The organism is Aliikangiella sp. G2MR2-5 (assembly GCF_015687155.1).
Lineage (GTDB): Bacteria > Pseudomonadota > Gammaproteobacteria > Enterobacterales > Kangiellaceae > Aliikangiella.
The window spans coordinates 630,659-656,230 of sequence record NZ_JADPQF010000002.1; the positions used below are offsets into that span (position 1 = coordinate 630,659).

At 40.5% G+C, this 25,572-nt stretch carries 19 protein-coding genes; 8 read left to right on the forward strand and 11 right to left on the reverse strand.

The genetic code is table 11. The annotated features are described in order from the left end of the window. The first annotated feature begins 101 nt into the window (after nucleotides 1-101). Together IYN84_RS10050 and IYN84_RS10055 are read left to right on the forward strand one after the other, a co-directional pair. Nucleotides 102-1,472 carry an SPFH domain-containing protein gene (locus IYN84_RS10050; protein ID WP_196139065.1) on the forward strand — a complete coding sequence of 457 codons (1,371 nt, stop codon included), beginning with the start codon at nucleotides 102-104 and terminating at the stop codon, nucleotides 1,470-1,472. A 114-nt stretch (nucleotides 1,473-1,586) separates the two neighbouring features. Further along, the gene (locus IYN84_RS10055; protein ID WP_196139066.1) at nucleotides 1,587-2,123 is read left to right on the forward strand and encodes a thioredoxin family protein; all 537 of its coding nucleotides are present in this window, start codon (nucleotides 1,587-1,589) and stop codon (nucleotides 2,121-2,123) included. A gap of 59 nt (nucleotides 2,124-2,182) precedes the next feature. On the opposite strand, the gene IYN84_RS10060 is transcribed toward IYN84_RS10055, so the two are convergent. Then, complete coding sequence (locus tag IYN84_RS10060) at nucleotides 2,183-2,749, reverse strand: DNA-3-methyladenine glycosylase I (protein WP_196139067.1); 567 nt, start codon at nucleotides 2,747-2,749, stop codon at nucleotides 2,183-2,185. A 185-nt stretch (nucleotides 2,750-2,934) separates the two neighbouring features. On the opposite strand from IYN84_RS10060, the gene IYN84_RS10065 reads away from it, so the two are divergent. Next, complete coding sequence (locus IYN84_RS10065) at nucleotides 2,935-3,867, forward strand: hypothetical protein (RefSeq protein ID WP_196139068.1); 933 nt, start codon at nucleotides 2,935-2,937, stop codon at nucleotides 3,865-3,867. A gap of 156 nt (nucleotides 3,868-4,023) precedes the next feature. Here IYN84_RS10065 and IYN84_RS10070 read toward each other — a convergent pair whose 3' ends face one another. Together IYN84_RS10070 and IYN84_RS10075 are read right to left on the reverse strand one after the other, a co-directional pair. Further along, entirely contained in the window at nucleotides 4,024-4,410 is a 387-nt protein-coding gene (locus IYN84_RS10070) for a hypothetical protein (protein WP_196139069.1), read from the reverse strand. Nucleotides 4,411-4,804: 394 nt separating this feature from the next. Next, entirely contained in the window at nucleotides 4,805-10,969 is a 6,165-nt protein-coding gene (locus tag IYN84_RS10075) for a GAF domain-containing protein (RefSeq protein ID WP_196139070.1), read from the reverse strand. 320 nt (nucleotides 10,970-11,289) lie between these two features. Between IYN84_RS10075 and rsmD the strand changes: the two genes are divergently transcribed. Beyond that, on the forward strand, nucleotides 11,290-11,898 hold the full coding sequence (gene rsmD / locus IYN84_RS10080) for a 16S rRNA (guanine(966)-N(2))-methyltransferase RsmD (RefSeq protein ID WP_196139071.1): 609 nt from the start codon (nucleotides 11,290-11,292) through the stop codon (nucleotides 11,896-11,898). Nucleotides 11,899-11,900: 2 nt separating this feature from the next. On the opposite strand, the gene IYN84_RS10085 is transcribed toward rsmD, so the two are convergent. The 4 genes from IYN84_RS10085 to IYN84_RS10100 all read right to left on the reverse strand — a co-directional run bounded on the left by IYN84_RS10085 (nucleotide 11,901) and on the right by IYN84_RS10100 (nucleotide 15,234). Further along, entirely contained in the window at nucleotides 11,901-12,851 is a 951-nt protein-coding gene (locus IYN84_RS10085) for a PDZ domain-containing protein (protein WP_196139072.1), read from the reverse strand. A 41-nt stretch (nucleotides 12,852-12,892) separates the two neighbouring features. Further along, nucleotides 12,893-13,552, reverse strand: coding sequence for a hypothetical protein (locus IYN84_RS10090; protein ID WP_196139073.1), 660 nt, complete (start codon nucleotides 13,550-13,552; stop codon nucleotides 12,893-12,895). Next, nucleotides 13,539-14,123, reverse strand: a complete 585-nt coding sequence (locus IYN84_RS10095) for an RNA polymerase sigma factor (protein WP_196139074.1) — start codon at nucleotides 14,121-14,123, stop codon at nucleotides 13,539-13,541. Before IYN84_RS10095 ends, IYN84_RS10090 begins: the two co-directional genes overlap by 14 nt. A 196-nt stretch (nucleotides 14,124-14,319) precedes the next feature. Then, entirely contained in the window at nucleotides 14,320-15,234 is a 915-nt protein-coding gene (locus tag IYN84_RS10100) for a LysR substrate-binding domain-containing protein (protein WP_196139075.1), read from the reverse strand. Nucleotides 15,235-15,329: 95 nt separating this feature from the next. Between IYN84_RS10100 and IYN84_RS10105 the strand changes: the two genes are divergently transcribed. Beyond that, complete coding sequence (locus IYN84_RS10105; RefSeq protein ID WP_196139076.1) at nucleotides 15,330-16,388, forward strand: DMT family transporter; 1,059 nt, start codon at nucleotides 15,330-15,332, stop codon at nucleotides 16,386-16,388. A gap of 357 nt (nucleotides 16,389-16,745) precedes the next feature. On the opposite strand, the gene IYN84_RS10110 is transcribed toward IYN84_RS10105, so the two are convergent. Together IYN84_RS10110 and IYN84_RS10115 are read right to left on the reverse strand one after the other, a co-directional pair. After that, on the reverse strand, nucleotides 16,746-17,120 hold the full coding sequence (locus IYN84_RS10110; RefSeq protein WP_196139077.1) for a hypothetical protein: 375 nt from the start codon (nucleotides 17,118-17,120) through the stop codon (nucleotides 16,746-16,748). A gap of 622 nt (nucleotides 17,121-17,742) precedes the next feature. Beyond that, nucleotides 17,743-19,584 carry a hypothetical protein gene (locus tag IYN84_RS10115; RefSeq protein WP_196139078.1) on the reverse strand — a complete coding sequence of 614 codons (1,842 nt, stop codon included), beginning with the start codon at nucleotides 19,582-19,584 and terminating at the stop codon, nucleotides 17,743-17,745. A 243-nt stretch (nucleotides 19,585-19,827) separates the two neighbouring features. On the opposite strand from IYN84_RS10115, the gene IYN84_RS10120 reads away from it, so the two are divergent. Continuing rightward, nucleotides 19,828-20,328, forward strand: a complete 501-nt coding sequence (locus tag IYN84_RS10120; protein WP_196139079.1) for a prolyl-tRNA synthetase associated domain-containing protein — start codon at nucleotides 19,828-19,830, stop codon at nucleotides 20,326-20,328. 11 nt (nucleotides 20,329-20,339) lie between these two features. On the opposite strand, the gene IYN84_RS10125 is transcribed toward IYN84_RS10120, so the two are convergent. Next, nucleotides 20,340-21,113: a class I SAM-dependent methyltransferase gene (locus IYN84_RS10125; protein WP_196139080.1), complete on the reverse strand. Its 774-nt coding sequence runs from the start codon at nucleotides 21,111-21,113 to the stop codon at nucleotides 20,340-20,342. Next, a complete protein-coding gene (locus tag IYN84_RS10130; RefSeq protein ID WP_196139081.1) occupies nucleotides 21,114-23,150 on the reverse strand; it encodes a M3 family metallopeptidase in 2,037 nt (678 codons plus the stop codon). Between the two features lie 122 nt (nucleotides 23,151-23,272). Here IYN84_RS10130 and gorA point away from each other — a divergent pair, with 122 nt between their 5' ends. After that, the gene (gorA, locus tag IYN84_RS10135; RefSeq protein WP_196139082.1) at nucleotides 23,273-24,640 is read left to right on the forward strand and encodes a glutathione-disulfide reductase; all 1,368 of its coding nucleotides are present in this window, start codon (nucleotides 23,273-23,275) and stop codon (nucleotides 24,638-24,640) included. A gap of 255 nt (nucleotides 24,641-24,895) precedes the next feature. Further along, complete coding sequence (locus tag IYN84_RS10140; RefSeq protein WP_196139083.1) at nucleotides 24,896-25,426, forward strand: gamma carbonic anhydrase family protein; 531 nt, start codon at nucleotides 24,896-24,898, stop codon at nucleotides 25,424-25,426. Nucleotides 25,427-25,572: the final 146 nt, after the last annotated feature.

Genomic DNA, 25,572 nt, shown 5'->3' on the forward strand with positions numbered 1-25,572 from the left:
ACCTGGTTTCTAACTGATTGTGCAAAGTAAGCTGGCTTATCCAAATCAAAGCGCTTACACTTTTGCCAGTTAATAATTTGAAGTAAAACAAGGAGCTTGTTATGTCGGAATTGACGACGAAAACAGCAAATAACCGCGGTTCGATCATTAAGATTGCGGCCTTTGCAATAATTTTAGCAGTTACTGGAGTAATACTATCCAATTCCTTCTTCTATGCTGAGCCTGGCTATATCTATCATGTCAGAACAGTCATGGGGAACGAAGAAGTTGTAACCGAAGTTGGTTATAAATTTTATCCTTTTGGTCGCTACAATGCCTGGAAACGTGCGATGACAGTACAAGCAGCCAGAGGCGCAAGCGGTAATGCCATTCGCGCGGAAAAAGATTCGGATAATACCTCCGCCAGCCTGCCACCGATGAGCATTATGTTCCTCGATCAGGTTGACGCCCACGCCGAAGCAACTGTCCGCTTTGCCATCCCTTCAGATCATGAGTCATTCCTGAAGCTTGCCCACGAGTATCGCTCTCCAGAAAACTTGCTCAGAACTGCGTTAATGCCGGCATTCAAAGAAACATTACAGGCTAACGCATCATTAATGAGTGCTGAAGAATATTACTCGGGTGGTCGTACCGAGTTTAACAGTGAGTTTGAAAACCAGATGAGTAACGGTATCTATCTGGTAAAGCGTGAAGAAGTTGAAATTCGTTCCAGTAAACAAGCCAAAGCTTCAGCCAATGCCGCGTTGGGAACAGAGCAGGAGCAGTACGGCGAAGACTCGAAAACCATGTTTGTTGTCAAAAAGGTTCTTAGCGAGGATGGTCTGCCGAAGCGTAAAACTCAGAGATTCATTAACTATGGAATAACGGTTGTTTCCGCGCTGGTGACCGATATGCGTCCTAACCAAAAATTCGTAGAGCGTATGCAGCTAAAACAAAAAGCCTCTGCAGACCGCGCAATCGCTCGTGAACAACGCGTTCAGGAAGAAGAACAACGATTATTGGCAATAGCTCGCGGTGAGCGTGAAGTAGCGGAAAGACAAGCTAAAGCCAAAGTCGAACAAATTCAAAAAACGACAGAAGCAGAAACCGAAAAGCAGTTAGCAATCACTTCTGCTGAAAAGCTTAAAGCTCAAGCTGCTATCGCCAAAGAAACTGCCGAAATCAACTTTGAAAAAGCAAAGATCGAAGCGGAAACCAAGCGTACTCTGGCGGAAGCCGAAGCTTATCAAAAGAAAGTCATTTTGGAAGCAGATAACGCACTGGCTCAAAAATTGGAAGCTGAGATAAAGATTCAACAACTATGGGCTGAAGCTTTTTCCAAAAGACAGGTTCCGTCGACAGTATTTGGCAGCAACGGCGCTGGCGGAGCTCCTGTGGGAAGCGATGCTGAAGTCAAAGCATTTATGCAGATGCTGACTCTGGATGCAGCAAAACGTCTAAACTATGACCGAGACGTGAACAAGAGCAAGTAAATTTGTCCAGAAATTTGCTATAAAGGGAGCTATAATGCTCCCTTTTTTATTTCAGGCCACACCTTTTGCTTCTAAAGATGGCCAAAACAGTCGATATCAAATTTGAGAATCAAAATGAATTTGCGTAGTATCATTTTTAAACTAGTTTCTATCACTATTAGTGTCTGCTGGATAAGTGCCTGCTCGAATTCGACTTATCAGGCACAAGGGAATGCAGGATATCTTAATCAGGGTCAGGCGAAAGATAACCTGACCAGAACCGGCGAAATTAGTGCAGAAGAACTTATCACCCGTTATTCAAAATTTGCCCGTCAATACAAAAACTATCAAGTCGATCCTCTTGATTCAGTTAAGTTTGCACGTCTCTCGAATATGGAAATCTGGGTATTTTTCGGTTTATGGTGCCACGATAGCCAGCGAGAAGTGCCGCGCCTGTTAAAAACTATCGAGAAAAATGGTATCAGTTTTGACAAGCTTAGATTGATAGCCGTTAACACTAAAAAGGAAATTCCCCAAGCATTCCAGAGTCGCTTTTCAATTGAAAAAACGCCGACCATATTCGTTGTAAATAAAGGTGAAATAGTGGCAACTATGGAAGAGCGTCCCAAGGTCTCCATAGCGAAAGACCTTTTAGAGCAAGTATTCAGATAGGCTGAGTATACCCCTCATTAACTTTTTCAGTGAAGCAGAGGCTTCACCGATTTTTATAGTTAAGTTGTCTTGTCGTAACAGAAACAGTCAGTAGTATGATCATTTACCATTCCGACAGCCTGCATAAAAGCGTAACATATAGTACTTCCTACAAAGGTGAATCCGCGCTTTTTCAATGCTTTCGACATATTGTCTGACTGCTCAGTAGTAGCCGGTAGCTGAGATAAATCAGTCCAGCGGTTATTTATCGGCTCTCCTTCGACAAACTGCCATAAAAATTGACTGAATTTCATTTCTTCAGAAAGTCTCAAATAAGCCAGGGCATTTTTACGAAACCCGTATACTTTTAATCGATTCCTTATAATTGAAGGATCCTGTAGTAAGACTTCTAACTCGCTATCGGTCATATTGGCAATTTTAACCGGATCAAAACGATGAAACTTGTGCCGGTAATTTTCTCGCTTTTTCAATACTGTGATCCAGCTAAGACCTGCTTGAGCACCTTCGAGTAACAATTGCTCGAATAGCTTAAGGTCATCATATACTGGAATACCCCACTCTCTATCGTGGTAATCAATATAGATTGGTTCCTTTCCTACCCAGGGACATCGACTCGTCTGTGACAATCTTTTATCTCCTTGAATTTTATCAATTTAAAGCGTTTCTGATCGCTAGTATTATGCGGCCCAGTTGGTATATACTCAAGCAGAGCTTTGATACTATATTCCTCCCGCTATGAGACACCGGATATAGTCTTTCAAAGCTGAAAAAATGTAGCCCATAATTAGCAACAATAGAAAAGATTTTCACCGTGGCAAACTCCGTCGATCTCGATAAATTAAAAGCTAAAACTGCGGAATTAAGAGATAAAACCGCGGCGTTCAGTTCATCCTGGAAAAAAAAGCTTAATCATCTAGGTCACTCCATCTCTCGCTCTGGAATGGAAGGGGTTCAACTCTGGTTTAAATCACATAGTCAATTAGAAGAATTTGAAGAAGCAGTCGCTGAACTGGTTAAAGCCAGTGAGGAGCCCGACTTCAAACTGCTTCAGGTCTATACCACTTTCAGTAGTTTTATACTTCCGGAAGAAGATATTGGTCAGGCAGAATGGTATAACACGGCCCATCAACAACTTGAAAAATTTGAGTCCAGACTCAAAGAGAATAAACAGTGGGATATGTCATCCCTCAAGGCTTCGGTTAAGGAGCTTAAATTCATCAGTCAGGCTGAAGAATTTCATCAAAGATATCAAATTGAACCGATCAGACAAAAGGTGACCCAATTGTATCAATTCCTGGAACAATCAATTAGTGATTTCAAGCAATTTGAAAAGGAACGTCTGGAAGCCAGTCATCAGGAAGAAAAGCGTAAAGTCGCAGAGCTTGAAGCGAAAAAAGCCGAAGCAGTTGCTAAAAAAGCCATGCTGGAAAATATGAAAATTAAAGAAAAGCGGCTGGCTATTATTGAGGAAAAGAAAAGAAGACAGGCGGAAAAGGAAGCTGCCGAGGCTGAACTAAAGCTCAAAGAAAAAGAAATGGACAGTCAAGCAAAGCAGGCAGAACTGAGCAGGCAGGCTCAGCTTCAGGATGCCTATCTTGACTTACAAATTGAAGAAAAACTCGGACAGTGGGAGCTAGATAGGTTAGTCGAAAAGCTCAAACAAAAAATTGAATCGAACACATTGACAGAAGATGATCGGCAAAGTCTTACAGCTTTTATTGATTACAGCCAGTCAAAGATTTAGAAAGTTGAGAAAGTTCTGAACGACCGTTATTAGATAGAGTTGGTTATATAGTAGCTATTTGTGTCGCGTCCTCCTACTGACAAGTATTTAATTTAATTTCACTACTCTATGTATATCAGTATCGTCCAGCCCACTGCTAATTGGCTAAATTAACAATTACATACTTTTCAACCAATCTAACGCCTCTCTAAGGTCCCAAAATGTTTTACTTATAAGCCCATTAGCAGCTGCTACGGTCCTTGAAAAATCAGTGGCAAAGCGGACATTTTTATCTACATTCGCTTGAGACAAAACTATCGCAACAACAAATGACTGTGAATTACTAGTCATTGGCCAGGAATTCCCAAAATCGTCTAAGTTCTTCATTGAAACATTCTGATCTAAAACAGGTTCCCGCCAATCAGCTAGAATCTTAAAATAATTTTTATCCAGATTTATGTTTAAGGCTTCTTCTCTTGCGCTTACACTTTCTTCATAATCAGTATTTCCAAAAAATTTCACAGAAATAATTTCGTCATCTTTAGTTGATATTTGATATGGCATAAATTTTCCCCTATCAATGGATTCCCGCCAAAAATACGGTACTAACTATAGCTATGATGCCTAACGCAACACATTTTGAACAACATCTTTAACTCCCTCAGATTTAATCTTAAACCCTACTCCTAGAAGACACATATTCAAGGCTTAAGGATCAAGAGAAGCAGGTCATTTGCTCAGCCAACGTCCACTTTGAAATATTAGTTGGCCTCTCAGTATTTGTCAGATCTTTTTGGTACTAATAAGCAGAAGTGTTAGTTTGAATATGAACTGATACAACTAAGTGATCTTCAGAAAAATTGGTTCGACTAGCATGACTACTAGTTAATCTAGTAGTCATTGACATTAAATACGACTATTTTCAAACCGGAATAAGTATTTTCGCATTCTGAAAACTTCAGCTATTCAAAGCGTCAATTTCTTTTTTTGAGATTAAGATCGTCTGTTCAAGAGATTTCAAAAATTGCATCAATTCTCGCTCTGCGGGCACATATCCGGATTTCAGTTTTTCATTTAGCTTTTGGGCGAGCAAATTCAACTCTGAAAAACCCAACTCACCGAGAGAACCTTTAAGCTTATGTAAAATAACTTCTGCCGTTTCCAGATCATTTGCTGCGAGAAGCTCAGGAATTCGGATATGGTCGATACAGTGATTGTTAACAAAAATTGTCAGCAATTCTCTGGCTAACTCACCGTCATCAAACTTTTCAGTTAAACGCCGCAAATTGGCACCAGAAACATGTAGGTCCTTGACATCTCTCTGGCTATTCGCTTCTTTATCTTCGTCGCTGCTAAATTTTGAAAAGTTTCGCTTATTTCCAATTAACTGTTCTAAAGTCGAAAAAAATACCGTGCGATTAATTGGCTTGGCGATATAATCATTCATTCCATGTTCCAGACATTTTTCCTTGTCACCTTTCATCACATTTGCGGTCATTGCAACGATAGGAAAAGAATCCATGGCCTTAAATTCTCTAATTGCTTCGGCAGCTTGGTAACCATCCATCACTGGCATTTGCATATCCATTAATACCAGATCAAAATCCTTGCAGCGACATGCTTCAACAGCTTTTTGACCATTGTCGACAATAGTTACCTTAACGCCTGCTTTTTTCAGTATTTCACTAGCAACTTGTTGATTGATTGGGTTGTCTTCCGCAAGCAAAATGTGTTTGCCAACCAGTAGTGGTCGAATTCGACCGGTTGATTCTGATGCTTGTATCATTTGCTCTATGGCATCGTAGTCATATCTTATCAGATCTAGTACAAACCCCATTTTGGTTGGCTTATCAATTAGCTTGGTATTAGCATCCAGATTTTGAGAAATCCTAATCTGTTCACCAGGTTGCACCAACAGAAAAACAGGAGTATTAACTTCAAGCAATCTGGATACGGCCTCAAGTAATTCCAATCCCTTATTGGTGTCTTTTTCATTATCAAGAAAAATATGAGACACATCTCTGGCAATTGGCTTTTTATTTTGTGTTTTGAGGATGAGTTCATCGTAGCTGAGCAATGAAAAATCTACCTTGAACAAACTCGCGAAATCTTGCCATGCTTTTGCATAGTAACTATCATCGGTAACGAGTAACATATGAGTTCCCGAAAAGTCGTACTCATCAGCAGCTTGTTCCTTTTCTTCCGGCAGGTCAATTTCAAAAGTAAAGCAGCTACCTAAATCATTTTCTCCCTCAACTCTAATCCAGCCGTTCATCAGAGTGACCAGTTGCTGACAAATACTCAGGCCAAGCCCGGACCCTCCAAACTTTCTGGTCGTAGTATCATCTGCCTGGGTAAATGATGCAAATATAAGCTCTCTCTTCTCTTCTGGTATACCTATTCCTGTATCAATTACTGAAAATTTCACTCTTTGATTGCCGATTGCAATTACTTGTAATCTAATCAAACCCTCTTCAGTAAACTTAATTGCGTTACCGATAAGGTTTATCAAAATTTGTGAGAGCCTCAAAGAATCTCCAAATCGTTCAAGTGCCACATTTGGCTCGACATCAACAATCAGTTTTAAATTCTTCTCATTAACCCTGCTGGAAAAAACGTCAACAACATTATCCAGAACCTCGATCAAACTGAAGCGTCTGTTTTCCAACTCAAGCTTTCCACGCTCGATTTTCGAAAAATCTAGAATATCGTTGATAATTTCCAAAAGAGAGGTCGAGGACTTTGAAATTTTATTAATATAGTCTCTCTGCTGCGCTGTTAGCGTTGTATCTCCGAGTAACGAGAGCATGCCAAGAATCCCATTCATGGGCGTTCTAATTTCGTGACTAACGGTCGCAAGGAAAGCCGACTTTGCCTTGTTTGCTTCCTCCGCTTTTCGAGTCTTTATTGCTAATTCAGAGTAGGCTCGACGCAACTCCCTTTCTGCTTGTTTTCGCTGCAGAGCATCAGCAATATGAGTAGACACAAAGCTCAAAATTCCAATTTCTCTATCACCATAGAAATAAGATTCATCATAACTTTGTAAAACCATAATTCCGAGCACATGACCTGAGGACATCAATGGTACACCTACCCAATCAACCGCATAACTTCCAAGGTGAGTTATCTCGCCTTTCGCCTCCAGCTCTCTTATTTGTTTCTGATTAACATGAACAATTGATTTTCGACGATAGACATAACCGGTTAAACTTCTCCCAATCGGAATAACATCAGGAACATCTTTGTCGATTTCATCCACCACATAGTCAAAATTAAAGACCTTATTTTCTTCATCAACCAATGCAATATAAAAACTCTTCACGTACATTAATCTTGAAAATATCTTGTGCAACTGTATATATAGCTCTAACTCTGTATCACACTGCTGTGGTGTCTCAGAAATTTCAAAAAGTGCCTTTTGTAACTCTTCTGAATCTCTGCGGTTTCGAATTTCTTCCTGGAGACGTTCATTGGTTATAGTAAGTTCCTGTGTCCTCTGTTTGACCTGCTCTTCGAGTCGAAGGTGATACTCTCTTTTTTCAATAGTTGAAACAATCGATTGCGCAACAAAGTTAAGAAGCTCTTGGTCAGCACTTGTAAACTTAATCGCTTCATCATACGACTGAACAGCCATAACGCCCATTGGCCCGTCACTTCCAATCAATGGCACTCCCAGATAATATTCGGAAGCAGGGCCTATAAGACATATTTTCCCATCCTCTTCCATCTCTAGTATTTGCTCTTTGTTAACTAGCAATGACTTACCAGACATGACGACCATTCTGGCAAGAGTTTTCTTACGTTTTTCCTTCGAAAGATTTTTGACAAAACTGTAATCATAAGTTTGATCCGAGTCCACAAAGTATGTCCAGTCCATGTCATCATTTTGTGGCTCCCAAAGTGCAATATAGAAATTTTCTGCGTAAATCAATCGCGATATTTCCCGATGTATTTTTTCGAACATTGAATTCATCGGAAGGTTTTTGTTCGCTAAGTTTGCGATATAGTAAAGTGCAGCCTGGGTAGCCTCACTTCGTTGCCTTACCTTCACTTGTTGTTCAAGAGAGGCGTTTGTTTCGGCGAGCTTAGCAGTACGTTCTTTTACTCGCTCCTCAAGTTCACTTTGTGCTCTTTTTCTTTCAAGAGTAATTGCAATATGCTGAGAAACGAATTCCAGCAACCCTAGTTCCTCCTGTCCAAGAACATGCTTCTCGTCATAGCTCTGGATTGTAAGTACACCAATAATTTTATTATCTAAAATTAGTGGAACACCTATCCAGTAAAGGGACTTTTTACCAATTTTTTTCCCTGTCGATTGAAATATCTTTTCTCGATTATCAGGCGTTCTTAGTAGAGACTTCCCTGATGTCAAAACCTGACCGGTAGCTGTTTTTTTGATGTCTTCAAAAGGAATTCTTTCTAGCTCAGTACGATTGATACTATCTTTGGTATCCACAAAGTAGACAAATCTCAATTTACTTTCGCTCTCATCATAGAGGCAAATATAAAAATTTTCTGCATAAATTAGTTCAGAAATAATAGCATGCAAAGAGCGATATAATTCGTTCATATCTTCAGCTGACGAAGCAAGATCAGTAATCTGATATAATGCGGTCTGCAAGCGCTTCGCCCGCTCAGTCTTCTCAACTTGTTCTCTTAGTTCCTCAGTACGTTGTGCAACCAGAAGTTTTAGATAGTCCTTAGAGCGCTTTCTTTGCAGTGCGGTAGCAACATGCTGCCCAACAAATATCATTAACTCTTTATCAGAATTTGAAAAGCGCTTTTTCGGGAGATAACTCTGAAGAGCCATAATCCCGATGATTGCACCATCAATTGACAGCGGAATACCAAGATAAGACTCGGTTTGCTGCCCCATCAAAGACAATCCATGCTTAACTGCTATCTGACTAATTTCTTCTCCAGAAGCAAGTATGGGCATTCCGTTTGTCATAACATGACTAGTAAAACTTTTATTTAATGTATCTAAAGGCAACGCAGCGATTGCTTCAACATCATAATCATCCATGGTATCAACATAATAAACCATTCTAATGGTATTGCTTTCTTCGTCTTTTAGAGCAATATAAAAATTCTCACAATACATTAGTGAACTAATGATTCGATGCAGCTCCTGATAAAAAGAATTAAGATTAAGGTCCATGTTCGCGAGGTTTGCAATCTGATAGAGAACTGATTGAGTAGCCTCTGTTTTCTTTCTCGTTTCAATTTCTTTTTCAAGTTCGTATGTACGCTCCTTAATAAGAAGCTCTAATCCCGCTTGTGACTGCTTTCTTGTCAATGCCTGTGCTATTTGACTGGATACGTATTCTAATAATTCGAGGTGCCAATTTTCATATATTGTGTCTTTCTTGAAACTCTGTATAACCACGACACCAATTACTTTTCCGGCAAATTTTAGTGGAACACCTAGCCAGGAGTAAAATGGTTCACTAACAAGTTCGATTCCTTCACGCTCTCTGAGCCGCTCAAATTCAGCCGAGCCAATGAGTAAAGAGTGACCTTCTCTTACTAGCTTTGTTGCCAGTCGCTTTTCCGACAGAGAGATAGACTGTCCAGTTAAATTGACAGAACGACTATATTCTGAGAAATATTTAAATTCCAGAGAGTTTTTTTCCTGGTCTACAAGTGCAATATATAAACTATCTATAAAGAAGAGCTCGCTAATCACCTGATAAACACCTTGATAGAATTCATGCATATCTTCTGCGCCAGAGGCCAGACTGGCAAGCTCATATAGTGCAGTTTGTAATTTCTTAGCTTTTGTTATTTCTTCTAACTGATTTGTTAAGGTCTCGTTTACCTGTGTTAACTGATTTGTTCTTTGATCAACCAGCTCTTCCAAAGCGAGCTGCTTGCGTTTTCGTTGAATCGCAGTAGCAACAGGTTTTGCAGCATATTCCATTAGCTGTTTATCTCGCTCAGTAAAGAAAACACCGTCTTTATACGACTGGAGCGTCATAACACCAAACACTTCATTGTCAATAATAAGAGGTGTACCTAACCAGGAGTTTGCCAAAGGACCATGATATTGGATATGGTTAGCATCACACAAAGCCGCGAGTTGATTGCCGTCACACAAAATAGCTTTTCCAGTCTTAAGAAGATGACCTGTCAAGCTTTGCCTGACGACCTCCATAGGAATTTTCTTCAACTCGTCAATAGTCATTTCATCTTTTGTATCCGAAAAATAAACAAAAGATACGTCATTTGAAATATTCGACTTTAGTACAATGTAAAAGTTTTCGGCGTAAATAAAATCACTAATGATACTGTGCAATTCTGAATAGAAGTCATCCAGACTTATTTGCGAGTTGGCTAGCTCTGATAGTTGAAACAGTGCACTTTCTATTTTTTGGCGATAGTTCTTTTGTTCTATTTCTTCCGAAAGCTTTCTCGTTCTTTCAGCAACTTCCTTCTCAAGGCTAACTTTACTTTGCTTTCTATCTAAGGTCGATGCAATCACATAAGATACATAGTCAAAAAGCTCCTTATGCCACTGCTCAAACAGAATATTTTCCTTATAGCTCTGAACAACAATTAGCCCAAGGGTTTTATTTTCAGATATTAATGGAGAACCTAGCCAGGACTTGGACGCTGGACCAATCCTTTTTATTTGTCCTTCTGTTTCGAGTGCCCGAATATCCCTTTCAGACAGCAGTATCGTTTTTCCCTTGCGTATTACATAGGAAGACAGGCTGTTGGCATTGAGTGGAATAGTCAGACTGCTTTCCTCATAGTCCTTATCTTCTGAATCGATAAAATAGACGATGCGTAGTACCTGTTTCTCCTGATCCAAGAGAGCAATATAGAAATTTTCGGCATACACCAGCGAAGAGATCGTATGGTGCAAAGAAGAATAGAAATCTTGCATCGACTCTGCGCCGGACGCTAGCTGGGAGATTTTGAATATTGCACTCTGAATATGTTCTGCCTTAGTGCTTTCCTCCTGCTGCTTTACCAGATTCAGCTTCAGAGCTTCCAGCTCCTGTTCTTTTTGAGCTAACTTTGCTTCCAATTTTGAGCTTGTTTGAATAGCAGTTTGTGAAATATCTGCTGATTGCTTTTTATTCTCAATATTCTTGTTCTTACCTGGAGGCGGCATTGATTAATCTTTCTTCAACATCGTTGCTTGCGTAATACTAAAGTATGGTGCATTGACCAAAATATTGCCAACTGATAGCCTGGAAATTATTTATAATTCCTTTAGTTAATAAGAAGTTAGCCAATGCAGCCTATGAAATGGCGCAGGCATCGATAGCCCCTTTCATATTTCCGAAGCAGAGAAGTAGATGAGCATCAAATATTTTGATGCAATTACAGTATTTTTAATAATGTGACAATAATCTATGCATTTATCATGTTAAGATACTCTCATTCACGATAAAGACCCGTTATCAAGCGCTTTTAATTGATAGGCTATCAATGCACCAGTCAAAAAATAAAACCTCAACGAGCCAAAGCAAACACCAGAAGGGTGTGGTAAGAATCATCGGTGGAGAGATGAGAGGACGAAAAATACACTTCAGTCAGGTGTCCGGGCTCAGACCAACATTAGATCGTATACGTGAGACCCTTTTTAACTGGTTAGCTCATTCAATTCATGGCGCCACCTGTCTCGACTTGTTTGCCGGGAGCGGAGCCATTGGATTCGAAGCGGCTTCAAGGGGAGCGAAGAAGGTCACTCTTGTTGAGAAACATCGTAAAGTGGTTAGTCAATTAAAAGAAAACGCCAGCAAGCTCCAGACAAATACAGTTTATGTAGTACAAGATGATGCTTCGGATTTTTTGAAGCGGAATAAAGAGGAGTTTAACCTTGTATTTCTTGATCCTCCTTTTAACCAAGGTTTGCTGTCTGAAACATTCAACGCATTGGTCCCTCACCTTTCTCCAGATGCTATCGTCTATATTGAGCAGGAGCGAAGTGAGCAAGCATTCGTTCCCCCGACTCCCTGGCAAACACTAAAATTCAAACAAACAGGTAGTTTTAGTTATGCACTGTACCAAAGACCCGCCTGCCAACAGGATAAGTAATTTTAAAACTCACATGATTTTTCTGTTCTCCGCCAAACCTCAGGCTGCCAGTACTCATTACGAAAAACTTTCATTCTCTTACTCCTATCAAACTTCGCAGCCAGGTGGTAGGTAGTATTAGCTTTAACGTCGATTTCAATAACTTTTGCCTTACTACTCGTTCGACGATGTCTTTGCAAAAATGGATCGGTAATAAGTTCATGTACTTTGATTTTGTGCTTACCAACAGGCAAACGGATAGTTTCTCTAAAACGGTGTATATAATCATCATCAATTGAGTTGATTAACACGGGATAGAGATCTTTTGTTTCAGGTGGCCTGAAAAATATCGACACTCTTCCACAGGCTTGCGGCGACGTGCCACTACTATCGACATCGCTATCAATTTGACTACTTTCTCCAACTTCCAGGTTGAACCCCGGTAAAGACAAACCGGCAATGCGAAACTCGAGCTTTCTATTACTCTGTTTCTGCTTCAACTCAAGAGAGACACTATCTCCAGGGATTAGATTTTGAAAGTCCTCTATAATACGATCAGAGTTATTGTCCGATAGCCTCACTTGATTGAATGCAGTTAACTTATCTCCTGGCCGAATTCCCAAGGATTCAGCCTGACTTCCGGGAGTTACAGAAACCACTTTTGCACCATCAACGGCAAGATTGTCAAAATCAAGAATAAGACCAAGGTTAGTTTTTTGTTGAGAAGGAACAGATAACGCAATATGTATTGGCGTTTGCGTATTGCCAGCTCGAGTTTCAGCTTCTTTGATTGCTAATATAGTTCCTCTAATTTGTTTCTCCAAATCAGCTAATAGCGTTTGTGATTCCGAAGAAAGCTCGGAATCATTAGCTAAATCCAGGGTCAGATTTTCTGCTGCTTTTACATTATCAACAAAACCGATATTAAAAATCAGCAGTAAACTAAAAATAAAAAAACTACTGTACGTATTCATATTAAATCCTCTCATAGCTAAACCTCTCATAGCTTAACTTCTTATATCCTGACTTCCCTGTTAGCTTTGGACTTTCTGCTTTCAGGTATCAATTTCTGGTCTAACATTTTTTTCAAAACAGACTCTCGTTCTTTCCAGAGAATCAATGTTTCCTCCAGACTAAATTTTCCAAGATAAGCCTTTTGTAAAGCACTATCTATTTCTTCCAGTCTCAATTGTTGGGAGAACACAAGCGTAGCCTGCAATCCATCAACGTCCTTCTTATTACTCAATTCCATCTGTAGTTTTTGGTTTTCATCGATTAAAAGAGCAATTTGAAGATTGAGGTTATTTGAACTATCTTCTCTATCAATAAAATAAATATTGGCTCCTAAGGCGACAATCAGACTCGCGGCTAGAGCGATACTTGTTATTTTCCAGTTGCGACTTACAAGCTTTTGCTTCTCCAGATTTTTTTCTGAATGAAAATGTTCAAATTGTTGTGAAACCTGCAACCAAAGCTGTTCGGAAGGCTCAACCTCGGGTAGTGCTTTCAAATTCCCCCTGAAATCTTCAAGACGACTTAAACGAGCTTTACATTCATGACAATTTTCAATGTGCAATACGACACTACAAACTGGCTCTTTCTTAGCATTTTGCGAACTTTTAAAATTAGTTTGAGCAGCACTTAGTTCAAGTAAAAGCTCATCACTTGGATGCATTGTTATCTCTCTCCAAAGCTTGCGGTAATTGGTCAAACATTTTTCTAAGCTGGCTATAAGCACGACTTAGAGTAACTTTTGAAAAACTTTCAGATTTCCCAAACATTTCTGCAATTTCCTGATGACTATATCCTTCAACTTCATGTAACCATAAAACGGCTCTGGCATTAAGTGACAGTTTCCCTAGTAGTTCTGTAAGCCTGTCTTCTGATAATACCCAGCGGCTATCAAATACAGTCACCGCACTATCAAGCATGCCGCTTTCATCATCCCCAACCAAAGTTAAACGATTTTGTTTTCTTACTCTGTTGATTGTTTCATTCGCGACAATACGCCTCAACCAACCTGAAAAATATCCCTCACCTTTATATTGTCCAATTTTTTGCATAAGCTTAACAAAGCAATCCTGAACAATATCCTGTGCCAATGCAGGCTGCTGACAAACCCTATACGCCAAGTTGTAACAAGCCTTGGCATAAGTACAATAAATCTGTTCGAAAGCAGATCTGTCCCCTAGCTTTGCTCGTTCAATCAGTTCTTCTGGCAATGTTTGCGAAAAGCCAGAACTCATTTTATTGCTCTTGTTATAAATGTCATTCAACTTCCTATATCATTTACTTTTCCTAATCAATATTGCACCTTGAAAGTAGCTAGTTTCGCTACTCATACTCTAAGACAGCCTAAAGATCGAAATGGTTACAGTCTGCCGGATAGTTAAAGCCGATTTTCCTGTAAAAGCAAAGAGCCGTCCGCTAGACATATAAATTCTACAATTGTTGTTCAGAATCCCAGCCGGCTAGATACTTGGCCAGACGCTGGGCTTGAACATTGCTATCCAGCCTTGAATTGATACAGATTTTTAACTCTCGATTTGCCCAGGACTCATCAAGACGTATTATTTTAAGTCCAAGAGCGTTTGAGTAGTTTTCAGCTACCGGTTTGGGCATGATGGCATTTCCGACTTTAGCAGAAACCAAAGAGGCAACACTTTCAAAATCAGGAGCCGTAGCCCGAAAAGAAGCCGTTCGATGACTTAACAGAGACATGCGCTGTATAAACTGCTGCAAAGAACTCTCTTCTTCATATCCGATCATTGGATGTTTAAGGTAGTCGACAAAACGACAGCTCTCTAGTGGTGCGATCTCTGACTCTCCGTTAGTCAGAACAACCAGTTGGTTCCTTTGATATACAAGAGTGATTAAATCATGGTGCTGATAATCACCATCCACAATCCCAATATCAGCTTGTCCAGCCGACACCGCAGATATTATCTTTTTACTTGAAAAACGTTCCACAGCCAGGTCAATTTGAGGGTTATTCGCCAGATAACGACCGAGTGCTCGCGTCAAATTGGTGCTCAAACCTGTTGTATTGCTTAATACTCTTAACCGCTCCCTCCCTCTTCCACCCAGAGCATCCATGTCCTGCTGTGCTTCTTTTGCAGTAGTCAGCAACCGGTTAGCATAGTCAAGAAAGACTTTCCCGGAATGAGTTAACTCCACTCCTCTGGGCATTCTCTTAAATAGCCGGGTTTGCAACCTTTCTTCAAGCCCCTTGATTCTTGTACTCGCAGCAGAAAGAGCAATAGGCATGGCCTCCGCCGCTTTACTAATGCTACCTGTTTGTACGACCAGTACAAACAACCGTAAATCAATAAGCTCAAACCTCAAAGCCTTCGCCATTAGAGAAACCTCTTTAAATTATAAAGTAAGGTTAAAAACATTAACGCTAAATATAATCTAATTACTGAGTAATTTCTGCAAGGAGATTAAATAAATTGAATAAAAGCTTCGCAAAAACAGAAAGCAAATCATTGCTTATCGGTAGTAGATTTGTACTGTTGACTACAAGCGGTTTTGCACTGGCTATCGTAGCGGCATTAACCTCTTCTTCCAAAGCAGTGTTGGTCAAATTAATTTATCAACAGGCAGCACTAACACCACTGGAGCTTCTAACGCTGCGCCTGGTATTAGCCGCACCATTATTTACAATACTTGCATTTGCCGGAAAGCAGCCCGTCCGTGCAGATAGTAATGGCGAGACAAGATTTAGTTCCTGGTTACTGGTAGCCTGGCTCGGTTTCAGTGGTTACTATTTTGCCAGTCTCACAGATTTTATCGGGCTTACCTATATTAGCGCTGGACTGGAGCGACTGGTCCTGTTCACCTACCCAACCTTCGTTCTCCTATTTGAGTCAATTAACAAGCGCGCCCTACCTTCGGGAAAAATTATTTTAGCAGTGCTTATCTGCTATCTGGGCCTTTCGCTAGCGTTCGCGCATGATTTGACTCTTGGAACCAACCTGTCTGCTACCTGGAAAGGTGTCGCCTGGGTGGTTTTAAGCGGTTTTACTTTTTCCCTCTACTATATGAGCACAAACCGTGGAGTATATTATTTCGGGGTTACCAGACTCACCGGTCTAGCCGGACTAACTGCTTCTCTGTTTACCCTTATTCACTTCGCAATTAGCGGAGGAGAGCTAACCAGAATCCTTGCTTTAACACCTGACAGCTGGTTTCTTATTGCGGTTATGGCTATTGTCTGTACTGTCTTACCCAGCTTGCTACTAGTGAAAGCCATTACTAAGATAGGACCTGCGTTAACAGCCAATATTGGAGCTTTAGGACCGGTTATTACAATATTATTAGCCAACGTCATACTGGGAGAGTCTATGTCCGGTCTACAATTTTTAGGAATGACAGCTGTCATCTGGGGAGTCAGTCAAATGCGCCCAGTTAAAGTGAAACAAGAAAAAGACTGTAAGGCGGTTTTTAAAAGAAAATGCCGCTTTGATACATCCAGTAATAAGCCGGCCCACAGACTAGCCAACCAATAACCAGACTCTTTAAAAAGAAGCGATCACCCACTTTATCAATTTCGGTAATATGATTTACCTGTACTTCTTCGAGAGGCTTTATGTAACGATAAATTCGGTAAATTGCCATACCTAAAATGAGTGGCAACATGACAATGACGACTAATAGCAATAATGAAAGAATGGCACTAATGGCAGTTTTCATAATATATGGAGGCTTCAGTGAAAAAAACTGTTAACGGCAAACACTATACCATGGGGTTATTTTTGATGCATGCTGTTAGTTCGGCTTCTTCACAAAACCGATGTGCAAACCTTCGAGCACTATATCAATCAAAGGCCCGGAATTTTCCAGGCCTTTTCCGGTTCAAATACAATTTAGTAGACTGTAGTGTAAGTTACATCGACCTGCCCTTCATAATAGGCGTTCAGAACTTTGTCATACATTATTTCCTGTTTGATAAAAGCATAGTCTGTTTCAAACCCGATTCCATCATGAGGCTTGTACCAACGGCAATCGGCAGTGTTTGACAAGTACTGCTGTTGATCTGGTTCCATAATATAGTAAATTGAATGAATCTGGCAGTCTTGGGCAATAAAGCCATCCCTTTTCAGATTTCTCTCAATTCGACCAAGGGTTTTGCCTTTCTGCATCACTTCATCAGGTGAAAAATATACAGAAGAAGGACTGACAGCATAAGCAGAGGTAGTAACGACGAATAAAGCAGCAGCGGCATTAGTTAAGTAGCGCATTTCCATTTCTCCTCATCAATCTATAAATTTTTATCAAGTAAATAAGTAATTACTTGATGAACTCAGTTTATGCCTCTCTTCTTTATAAACAAACGATATTATCTAATTACAAAGATTAGAAAATATCATGTTTGACAAAGACTAATTTTTAATTTAAAAAGCATGAAAATCAGAATTTTATTTTTGATTTTTTTCGATTGACTTAGATCAAATGCAGTAAGATTATTATAGATTTTTTAATTTATTGTTATCATTTATGTTGCTATTGAACGAGTACAACTATTTAATGTTTAGTTTGCCTACCCATCCAACACCAGAAATCTCAATTCGATATTTTTAAAAAATAATATTTCGCTAACTTGAAAACGACTTTTTAACTGGACATTGCTTAACCTGGAAAGACGAATAAAAGCTTTATCGCTTACACTTTCAAAGAATGCTCGGGAGGTTTGGCATTTCTATTCGTATATTATTGTGAAATTTCTTCTTTAGAATGGTATCCATTTACTACAGAATGTCGCCATCGACTGACCTGCTAGTAGAAAGAGTCACTGGTGTCGATAAAAACTGTAGTTTTGAGCAACGACAATAAACCTCTGGAAGGATTATCAACCTGCAGTAACTACATAGCTCTTCGAGCAGCAATAACGTTCGCCAAGGTTTGATGATATTGCTCTCCCCTACCGTATGAAACTACTTCAACTTTTCCTGCAACGATCATATCCATCAGCTCGTCTCTCTTAACAGCCAGTTTGTATTGACAACTTCTGTCATTAAATATGAAGCGTCCGGTAGTTGAGGTGATAATGTTCAGTTGAAGTTTTATTTTTGAAGCTTGGTTGAGTTCGGCCTTTATTTCAGCACCTATTTTTATTTTTACAATTTGTTTTTCAGCTTCTGCGCGCTTCTGCTCCTCGATGAGCTGCTTTTCTCGCTCTCTCTCTTCTGCTTTTCTAATTTTTTCCAGTCGCTGCTGTTGCCTTAAAAGCATCTTTTCTTTTAATTCAAAATTTCTCCTTTCAAGCTCTGCTTCTTTCCTTTGTTGAGCTTTAATTCGAGCCGCAACTTCACTGTCAATTTCATTGATAGTGTTGTGATAACTTTCGCAAAACTTGGCCTCAACCAAACTAAGCTCATGCTCTATAGTTATGGCGATATATTCCCAGTCTTTGATTTCGTGCAATGGTATCACTTGAATATCTTCAGCCATAAATCCGGGCTTGGCTGTATCATGAATGATGACGGGATTTCCTGAATAGTTAATAAAAACAATATGATTGCGAACTATGTCAGGTCCGAGTAAGCGACCAATAACTGTTTTTTGTTTGTAGATCACATGAAACCAGTGAACGTCGTATTTATTTTCTCGATACCAGAGCGCGGCTTGATCTGCAAAAAGAGAATCTGCATTAAAGTAAGGAGCGTTAAAGACGCTTTCTAATTTAATAAATTCACCCAGATATTTCGCATGTAAAATATCTTCCAATCCGATAAATTCCTGGTAGAGCCTCTCCCTGTCTTCAACATAAGGCTCGACCTTCAGCAGTAACCTTTGCATTGCAGGTGGAATTTTTGAAGGGTAATATTGACGATAGTTTTTGTCGACGCTCGCTCGAAATGCCCAGATCAGATAGCTCAAGTCCTTCATAGTTTGCCGCCAGCCGTCACCTTTTGGTCCATGTTGAGTATAATAATCTTCCAGATAAAGGTTGATATAGCTTTCAACAAAGTCGAGTAAGATAACCGGATAAATACCATCACCAATGGTATCTCGAACTTTTTCTGAAGTTGCAGCTCGAGCTCTGCGATAGGCTTGTACACCTCTGAGTTTTGCTATGCTTTCCTTCAAATTGACTTTAGCTTTCGCAGTCAAAAGGCCAGTTATCTTTACAATTTTCAAAGTAAGCTTTTCAGCAGGATAAGTCGCCTGTGAACTTTCAATATACTCAACAAAAGCTTTTAATAAGTCATGGCAATAAGTCCGCGAATCAGCACCGGAATAGTGGTCAATTCGACGGCTATTTTTTAGCATTAGCTCAAATAACTTGGCGACAGGGCTGGCTTGTTTGAGTGTACTTTCCGGAGACTCTATCGAAAATTTAAACCATACCAAAGTTAGCAGATAAAAGAGCTGCTTGATTGGTCTGCTCAACTCGTAGCTATTAATTAAGCTAGCATTAAGCCGCTCAATTATAAAAAGGTTTGCCTTTAGTTTCACCGGAAGTCGTTTTCCGTTCAACAGCTTCAGTATGCTTCCGAGTAATTGACGGTGTTCCAGGTCGGTCATTATACTTTTGTCACCAGAGATATATGCTCTGGCATGAGCAGCAATTGCCTGAGAAATATCTTGCTCACTAGCGATAGGCGGCTGGAAACCTGAATCTCTATCGAGAACCTGGTACTTCAAGCGATAAAAAGCCAATGCTTTTGGAAAGAGTTGTTCTAATCGCTGAAAAATTGACAAGCAGTCAGCTCCCGTACGCTAGTGATATTTAAGTCTATGTCCGTCGAGTATCAATATTATTTATCATTACATCATTTCAACCATAGCATAGCAGTTCATTCTTCGCTTAATATAGGTAGTCAGAAAATAGCTTTCTCCCAGTTTTACAAGTCTTGTCTTTCCAACCCGTTGCCCCCTTCACTATTGACAGATTCTGCGCGAAATACTAATTTTCACATCAAGTTCAACCCTATAAAGCTTAAAATGCAATCTAACCCGGTAATCAAATATCTCGATGACAATCAAATAGCCTACAGCTCTTTCGACCACCCTCCATTGCATGACAGCAAAGAAGCCGACAGGCTTGCAATTCATAGACCCGGTACTCGACTAAAAAACCTTTTTTTAAGAGATAACTATGGTCGTCGTCACTTTCTGTTATTGGTTCCCCCGGAAAAGTCAGTCGATTTAAAGCAATTGTCAAAACAACTCAAAGTTTCTCGCTTAGGATTTGCATCAGCAGAGAGGCTGGATAGGTACTTAGAAGTTAAACCCGGCAGTGTTTCTTTACTGGCTCTATTAAATGATAAAGATAATTGTGTGGAGTTGTTAATTGATAACGAGTGTTGGTGCGGAGAAGCATTTCAATGTCACCCTTTGATAAATACCGCCACCCTGGTACTTAGCAAAAAATCAGTGCAAACATTTGTCGGTTTAACTGGTCATTCAATCACCGTAATTGATGTACCGTTGCTTAACGGTTAAATAGCCAAAAATCAGCTATTCAAGTAAACATCATAGCGAAATTTTTTAGCGACAATTTCGTGCGAAGGTTTTTTGTTTGCTAACACTGGTGCACCTTTTGGTCTTTTTACCACAATGCGAGGAACAGGGCTTTGCAAAGCGCCTAGCAACAGCTCATCAGCGTCTTTGTCCTCCCCGGCAAGCATCTTAAAAAGCCGCATTTCTTTTTTAACCAATGCAGACTTTTTCCTTTCAGGGAACATGGGATCCAGATAAATGACATCAAAGCCTTCAGCCCCTTTGACAAACTCTTTGCTATCATTTTGAGCAAGAAAAAGACGCTCAGCAACTTGCTGATTATGGCCACTTAACTTAAAGCGCTCCAGAGCATTGGCCAACAATGCGTGAATTGCTACCTGCCTCTCATACATCACTACATTACAACCGAGCATTGCCATAATCAAACTATCACGTCCCATCCCGGCAGTAGCATCCAGCACTTTTGGTCTGTAATTGGGTTTTACCCCCAGCGCCCTGGCTACCAGCTCGTTAGACTTACTAACTCGCCTGGCCCGATAGCCGACTTCTCCATCATCAAAATCAAAGCTGAGAGACGTGGGCTTGTTATCGAGCAGAAGGTGTAGACAAAGAATGCCATCGGCATACTCAAAGACAGCTCTTTTTGAGTCAGAAGGCTCATTGTCTGAAGTGCTCTCGAGATCGAGGGCTTGCTTCAGATTCAGTGCAAACCCTCGATCTGGTTCTTTGATTTCCGGTGCTATATATATAACAAGAGATTCAATCATCTATTGTGCTTTGATACCTGAATGTCTTAGCAAAGGTTCAATTTCTGGCTCCCGCCCTCTGAAATTTCTAAAGAGATCCTGAGGCTCTTGTGAGCCACCCTTTTCCAGAATATTTTCCAGGAACTTTCTTCCAGCTTCTTTATTCATTACCCCCACTTCTTCAAAAAGCGAAAATGCATCTGCAGACAGGACTTCAGCCCATTTATAACTGTAATATCCTGCGGCATAGCCACCGGCGAAAATATGGGAGAAGCTGTGTTGAAATCTGTTGAATTTTGGCGTCGGGATCACTGCAAATTCCGCGCGAGTTTCGTCAAGAACTCGCTGAATACCGTCAATATCCAGCGGTTCACTCAAGTGGATACGCATATCAAATAAAGCAAATTCGAGCTGACGAACCATCATCATGGCAGACTGAAAATTTTTCGCTTTGATTAATTTATCGAGCAAGCTTTTTGGTAGCGGTTCACCACTTTCAAAATGACCGCTAAGCATAGCAATCACCTCTGGTTGATAGCAAAAATTTTCCATAAACTGACTGGGTAACTCCACCGCATCCCAAGGTACATTGGAAATTCCCGAAGCAGAGAGCTCATCGACTTTGGTCAACATATGATGTAAACCGTGGCCAAACTCGTGAAACAATGTCACCACTTCATCGTGAGTTAACAAAGCAGGCTTACCGTCAACCGGTGGAGCAAAATTACAGGTCAGGTAAGCGATAGGTAATTGTAACTGGTTGCCACTATCAATATATCTTCCCTGGCATTCATCCATCCAGGCGCCGCCTCGCTTATGGCTGCGTGCGTATAGATCGAGGTAGAATTCAGCCAGTTTTTTTCCATCGCGAATAAGTGCAAAGTGCTTAACATCATCATGCCAGCGCGCGCTGTTTTCTACCGACTCAAACTCAACATCAAAATGATGACTCGTTATCTCAAATAAGCCTTTGATCACTTTATCAACCGGAAAATAGGGTCGCAATTCAGATTGAGAAATCTGATAATGAGCTTGTTTCAGCTTTTCACTGTAATAGGCGATATCCCATGCTTCCAGCTTATCTAAGCCTTCTTCTTTGGCAAAGCTCTGTAACTGGGCAAACTCTTCTTTCGCCTGGCCATAACTTGCCTTACCAAGAGCTTCCAAAAACTCAAGAACTTTCGCGGGTGTATCAGCCATTTTGCTTTCCAGCGACAGTTCGGCATAGTTTTTAAATCCCAGCAATTGTGCCTTTTCATTTTTCAGTTTTAGAATATCAACCATAACGGAACTATTATCAAACTTACCTTTATCAGCGCCAACCTCCGAAGCTCTGGTACTATACGCATAATAAACCGCTTCTCTAAGTTCCCGGTTATCCGCATACATCATCACAGCCAGATAACTCGGAATCTCCAGCGTAATTAAGTAACCTTCCATATCGCGATTTTGTGCGTTTGCTTTTAACAAAGAGAGTTCCGTTTCAGGCAGTCCACCAAGTTCATCTTTGCCAACCTGTTTAGTCCAGCTCATAGTTGCATCAAGAATATTTTGCTCAAATTTAGTCGTCAGTTCAGAAAGCTGACTCTGAATTTTCGAATAGATTTCCTGCTTGTCTTTCGGAAGATCAACGCCAGATAGCTTAAATCCGATGAGAGAATGTTTAAGGATATGCATTTGTGTCGAAGAAAGACCCAGTGCTTCACCTCTATCATACAGGCTTTGCGTTGCCTGATAGAGAGTCTTGTCCTGCCCAAGCTCTGTAGAATATTCTGTAATCAAACCTAATGCCTTGTTATAAGCATCACGCAAGGGTTCGCTATTGCAAACACTGTTAAGATGAGAAACTGGCGACCAGGCTTTGGATAACCGGTTATCAATCGTCTCCATTGGCCGCATAAAAGAATTCCAGTCAGGCTCTGATTGCTCACTAAGCTTTGCGATGGCTTTTTTGTTGTCCTCGATAATTTGTGAAATTGCGGAGACAACATAGTCTGGTTCTATTTTATCCACTAACTGTATAGGATTTTGTAATAACAAAGGATTGGTTATAGTCATATTGAAATAGCATTCACTGAAATTAAATTGCAAACTATGGCTAGTTTAACCTCATGTCTCTTTAAGGTACACGATTTAACATTCGGTAAAGAAGATAACTAAGAACTGATTTGGATGAAACTATGACAGATTCGACTCGACAACAATTTGATTTTGATTACCTGGCAATCGGAGGGGGCAGCGGCGGTATTGCCTCAGCAAACAGGGCAGCTATGTACGGTAAAAAATGTGCCATAGTCGAAGCAAAAGCTCTCGGTGGAACCTGCGTCAATGTCGGATGTGTTCCCAAAAAAGTAATGTGGTTTGCAGGACAAATAGCTGACGCATTCAAGCTTGCTCCTGATTATGGTTTTGATGTCGAAATGCCTGTACTTGACTGGCAGACATTGATTGATAATAGAGAAGCTTACATAAAGAGAATTCACCAGTCCTATGATCGGGTGCTCGGTAACAATCAGGTTGAAGTGATATCTGGTTATGCAACTCTGCTAGATAATAATACCGTCAAGGTTGGCGATAAGACCTATACCGCTGAGCACATTCTGATCGCAACCGGCGGTCAGCCTATGATTCCAGAAATTCCCGGTAAGGAGCATATTCTTGACTCTGACGGCTTTTTTGCTCTCGAGTCCAAACCAGAAAAAGTTGTAGTTGTTGGGGCCGGATATATTGCAGTTGAGATAGCTGGCGTATTAAATGCGTTAGGCTCAGAAACTCATCTGGTGGTTCGTAAAGAACATCCGCTCAGGGAGTTTGACGAGATAATACACTCGACACTAACAGAGCAATTACAGGCTGAAGGGATAAAACTCCATAACCATACTCAGATTACAGAAATCAACAAGAATGAAAATGGTAGCCTTCGACTATCAACTCAGGGAAAAGAATTACCAGATGTTGACGCCGTAATCTATGCAATCGGTCGTAGCCCGGCGACTCAGGGACTTGGGTTGGAAAACGTGGGCATCGAACTTGATTCCGGAGGCTACATTGTTACTGACGAATATCAAAACACCAGTGTTGCTGGTATTTACGCTGTCGGAGATAATACCGGGCGTGCCCAGCTAACTCCGGTAGCCGTTGCTGCAGGCAGACGACTTTCGGAACGGCTATTCAATAACAAACCCGATGAAAAACTCGACTATTCAAATATTCCTACAGTCGTTTTTTCCCATCCAGCAATAGGGACGATTGGTTTGACCGAAGCCCAGGCAGTCGAGAAGTTTGGAGAGCCTCAGGTCAAAGTTTATACCTCTAGCTTCACCGCCATGTACACCGCAATTACCCAGCATCGTCAACCGACAAAGATGAAGCTTGTATGTGTTGGAGATGATGAAAAGGTTGTAGGTGTCCATATCATTGGGCTGGGTGCTGATGAAATGCTTCAGGGATTTGCCGTTGCCGTAAAAATGGGGGCGACTAAAGCTGACTTTGACAATACAGTAGCGATTCATCCGACATCCGCCGAAGAACTGGTTACCATGCGTTAGACTTGATTTGCGCTAAACTTGATTTGGAATCACTGTAGAAAACGCCTGAATCTATCAACAAAGCTGAACCGGTAACAGTTTTCCCTATCTGTTCGATAGACAACTAATGCTACGGGTTTGGCTTAAATTAGGCTAAAATACTCAAAATTAGTAGTCGGGAATGAAACTCACTCCCTGTTCCAGGCAGGAAATTGCTTCGTAGTTTAGATTGGCGATCCTGAAATAACAAAATCGAAATAAAGAAGATAGACCTTAATGAGTGTTAGATCATTTGAAAAAAAGCACCCTAAGTTAGGTGATAAGGTTTTTGTCGATCCTACAGCTTTGGTTGTTGGTGATGTAGAAATTGGTAACGATAGCTCTATTTGGCCAATGGCAACTGTTCGAGGCGATGTTCACTCTATTCGTATCGGCGATAGAACAAGTATTCAAGATGGGTGCGTTTTGCACGTAACACACGCAGGTCCTTATGATCCTGAAGGGCATGATCTGGATATTGGAAATGATGTTACCGTTGGACATAAAGCCATGATTCACGGCTGCGTCATTGAAGACGAATGCCTCATAGGAATGGGGTCAGTTGTTATGGATAACGCGATCATAAGGAAAAATGTTGTCCTTGGTGCCAACAGCCTGGTTCCTCCAGGACGCGAACTCGAAGGCGGTTATCTATGGGTTGGCTCTCCAGCTCGTAAAATTCGTCCTTTGAATGATGACGAGATTGCGTTTTTTAAATATTCTGCTGAAAACTACGTCAAACTTAAAGACAGGTATCTTGCAGGCTAGTAGTTCAAACCTTCCGTTAGCAATTTTACTGTAACCCGATCATTTCAATATTCCGCAGGCAATAGGAGTTTATTAGAGTCCAATTGCCTGCGTTATCTCTGTTTGTGAACTATTCTTAAACAAAACACTTAACTTGAGAAATGTTC